The organism is Paenibacillus thiaminolyticus (genome assembly GCF_003591545.1).
Taxonomy (GTDB): Bacteria; Bacillota; Bacilli; order Paenibacillales; family Paenibacillaceae; genus Paenibacillus_B; species Paenibacillus_B thiaminolyticus_A.
Genome location: NZ_QYZD01000090.1, coordinates 1 through 2,594, shown reverse-complemented (window position 1 = coordinate 2,594; position 2,594 = coordinate 1). Strand labels below are relative to the sequence as shown.

Genomic DNA, 2,594 nt, shown 5'->3' with positions numbered 1-2,594 from the left:
GTGCGATTTGTTCTGCTATAACTGCTACACAGCAGGAAAAGCAGGGGTTCAATAGAACCTAACTCTGTTTCCGAGAGCGGTAATGAGGTGACCATGTACGCCGAGACCACTCCATTAATACTCCTACCTGCGGATGGTAAGACAGTACCTCCCTGTAGGGAGCTAGGTGAAGTCGGCAGAACGAAGGCTAGAGCCACTCTTAGGAGAAGGTATGTCAACGGATATGTCGGATGGCTGAAAAGGGAGCTATGGTGAGAATGTCCAACTGAAGGACTGACAAACTACTGAATGTACGGGTCTAAACCTATAACATATGGAAACATATGTATCAGCGTATGCTGATGTGGGTAACGAAAAGTACGAATCACGCTTAGGAAATTCGTTACACCGAACTACGGCGGTGTCCAGCCCACAGGCCTAAAGGTAGCACCTAAGGCTCTCAGGGATAGCTAGGATTCAGGGAACAAAGAAAGCAAGGAACGTCGCAATAAGATCTGTCAACCGAGACGGTTGCTATAAGGCGTGTGCCGAAATGCATTTTTCCTTGTGAGAGTAAGGGCACGACTGATGAAGCTTCCGTAATGGAAGCCGAGGAACAGCCCTGAGTCTTGTACAGATTAAATAAATTTTCCAAAAGTGAATTGCACCGATCAGGTACGAACGTGGGAACACTGCTCCAATAAGGGGGTGGTCCACAGTGCAAGCTCTTCGATATTGGGACTACTACAACATGACCGACACCTTTACGGATCTTCATTCAAAAGCCGTAAACAAGGAGAAATTTACACGGCTCTATGAGCTTATCAAGTCACGTAATAACATCCTGTTGGCTTTTCGGACGATTAAATCCAACAAAGGCTCACATACGCCAGGTACGGATGGGAGAACAATTAAGAACATTAAGACTCTAACTGAGGAAGAAATTGTAGCCCTAATTCAAGGCAAGCTTGCGAACTATCAGCCCAAACCAGTCAGACGAGTGTTCATCCCAAAGCCGAATGGAAACAAACGTCCACTTGGTATTCCATGCATACTCGACCGGATAATCCAACAATGTGTTAAACAGATACTCGAACCAATAGCGGAAGCCTATTTCTTCAAGCATAGCTATGGGTTCAGGCCGTTGCGATCTGCACACCATGCAATCGCTAGAGTTCAACACCTTGTTAACCTGGCCGGGCTTCACTATGTAGTGGATATCGATATTAAGGGTTTTTTCGATAATGTCAACCACACACTGCTGGTTAAGCAACTATGGAACATTGGGATCAGAGATAAGAAAACCCTGCGCATCATAAGTAAAATGCTTAAAGCTGAAATCACTGGAGAAGGAGTTCCTTTAAAAGGGACACCACAAGGCGGCATTCTGTCACCTCTCCTATCCAACATTGTGCTGAATGACCTTGATCAATGGATCGCGAAGCAATGGGAGCAATTCCAGTCAAGAGAATCATTCACGACCGTTGGATATAGAACCCAGGTGCTGAAGAAAACCAACCTCAAAGAAGGATACATCGTCCGCTATGCGGACGACTTCAAAATCCTCTGTCGGGATTGGAAAACGGCCCAAAAGTGGTATCACGCCGTAAGACTTTACTTAAAAGATCGCCTTAAACTCGACATCTCGCCTGAAAAATCACAGACTGTAAACTTAAGGAAACGGAAATCAGAGTTTCTAGGATTTACGATACGTGCAGTTAAAAAAGGCAAAAGGATGGTCGCAAGCACGGGTATTAGTGATAAGAAGAAACGAGAAATCAAGCTGGAGGCGAAGAGGCGAATTAAAAAAATTCGTCAATCGCCAACCGCACTTAACACTAACCGATTCAATAGCTTTGTCCTTGGGATTCACAACTACTTCTGCAAAGCAACACAGGTAAATCCGGAGTTCTCACGACTTGGCTATGATCTCAAAGCGTTCACATTCAATCGTCTTAGGCAAATTGGGAAATACGAGCATCCAACGAATCCACCGCCGTCATACAAAAAATTTTTTTATGGCAATTACAAAACTTTTAAAGTATGTGGTGTCTACCTGTTTCCGATTCGGGACGTTAAAACTTCTAACAACATGTGCTTCGGAAAAAATCTAACTCCGTTCACACATGAAGGAAGAGAAAACATTCATAAGAAGTTACAGATTAGCGTTCAATCGGAAATCATTAAACTGTTGGAATCCAACATCCCAAATCGCAGTGTGGAGTACCTAGATAACCGTATTAGCCGATACAGCATGAAAATGGGTAAATGCGAGATTACGAACATGTTCTTGTTCGCGTCAGATGTCCACTGTCACCACCTCAAACCGGTATATCTCGGTGGTAATGACAGCTTCAGCAACTTACGTATCGTCCATAAGGATATTCACGTACTAATCCACGCAACAGCTGCGGATACGATTGATAAACTCATGAAGAGGATCGATCTGGCTAAATCAATGGTCATGACGATTAATCAATATCGAAAAATGAGTAACCTGGAACCTATTAACGTTAATCTGTAGAAGATGGAGCGCCGTGTGCGGTGAAAGTCGCACGCACGGTGTGGAAGAGGGGAAAAGGCGGAGATTACCTCAAAACCTTACCTATTCTTAT

Annotated in this window: 1 protein-coding gene; it reads left to right on the top strand. The window is 44.1% G+C overall.

The genetic code is table 11. From position 1 onward, the window contains the following. The first annotated feature begins 697 nt into the window (after window positions 1-697). The gene (gene ltrA / locus DQX05_RS30020; RefSeq protein WP_182914979.1) at window positions 698-2,503 is read left to right on the top strand and encodes a group II intron reverse transcriptase/maturase; all 1,806 of its coding nucleotides are present in this window, start codon (window positions 698-700) and stop codon (window positions 2,501-2,503) included. Window positions 2,504-2,594 lie beyond the last annotated feature (91 nt).